The sequence below is a fragment of the Areca yellow leaf disease phytoplasma genome (genome assembly GCF_041920595.1).
In genome coordinates this window covers 186,720-188,026 of record NZ_CP169277.1, presented here as the reverse complement: position 1 = coordinate 188,026, position 1,307 = coordinate 186,720, and the positions used below count along the sequence as shown (strand labels likewise).

The following is a 1,307-nucleotide window of genomic DNA, read 5'->3' as shown; positions in this document are numbered from 1 at the left end:
TATTGAGCCATTACCAGCAGTTATTTTATAATCAAGAAATAATTTATAAAGATACGTCACAAGCGACTATGTTCCATAATGATTTGTTGCTCTGAATAAATCGTAGAATGTGCTTTCAGAAATTACTGAGTTGTGCCATCCTTTGTTTGTTGTTATGGCATCCCGAAGTTTTGTCAATATTGTTCATTAACTTATTTGGGTTTGTTGAAGCGTCTTTGTTAAATCAAAATAAATAATTTATAAATGAAAATCCACGCAAAGCGTAGTTTGTTATATTCGTAATAAAACCTTTACGAAAATTTTGACGGTTAAATTATTGGCCTTTTTCTGAGCGGGTATTATCGTTTTAAATACTCTTTATATTTGAAAAATTGTAATATCTCGTTTATTATCGTTTTTTAAATAATCATAAGCATCGTCTTTGCTTTAATAATTTTTAGAGGCTCATTGTTAATTGATTTTTATAATATTCAATTACGTGTTTATTTACTGCTTCTAAATTAGTTTAATGTCAAGTTTGAATTAACATTGCCTTTATTTTCTTTAATCCTATTAACTGGCTTTCTCCTAAAAGTTTCAGCAAAACAAGCAGCTCAAAAATTTGTATAATTCAGTTGAAAAGTTAATAAAAGAAGAAAATAAAGGCAATGTTAATTCCAAACTTGCCAGCATTAAAACTAATTTAGAAGCAGTAAATAAATGTCGCAATTGAATATTATAAAGAATCACCTAACAATGAATACGGCGAAAAAAGACCTATACGAAAAATTGTTAAAGCAAAAGACGATGCTTATGATTATTTAAAAAAAATGATAATAAGGTAGATGATACAATTTTTTCAAATATAAAAAATTATTTAAAACATAATATTAAAAACTCGTGAAGAAAAGTTAATACCTAACTAAATAAAAACCCTTAATAAGGGTTTTTATTACAGATATAATAAAAAAACTACCTTTTAAGGTAGTTTTTTCATTTATAAATTATTTATTTTTTTGATTTAATAAAGACGCTTCAACAAACCCTTAAAATGTGTTGATAAAAATAAAAATGGTCTTGACAAAAAACTCAGGATGAAATTGTACTGCAATAAACCAATGATGGCTTAACTCAATAATTTCACAAAGTTTTGTTCTTGATTTATTCCAGAAACAAATAAAATCATTATTTTTTTCAAATAAAGCAACATAATGAGGATCTATCTCAAAACGATGACGATGTCTTTCATAAATTATTTCTGATTATAAATAGCTTTGCTTTTGGTGTTGGCTTTAAGAAGTAGCCACGTAAATCAGAACGAAGTACAA

1 protein-coding gene is annotated in these 1,307 nt (G+C 26.2%); it reads right to left on the bottom strand.

Going from position 1 to position 1,307, the window contains the following annotated elements:
• Window positions 1–1,025 precede the first annotated feature (1,025 nt).
• On the bottom strand, window positions 1,026–1,202 hold the full coding sequence (locus tag ACEW7V_RS01025; protein ID WP_374695724.1) for a hypothetical protein: 177 nt from the start codon (window positions 1,200–1,202) through the stop codon (window positions 1,026–1,028).
• Between the last annotated feature and the right edge of the window lie 105 nt (window positions 1,203–1,307).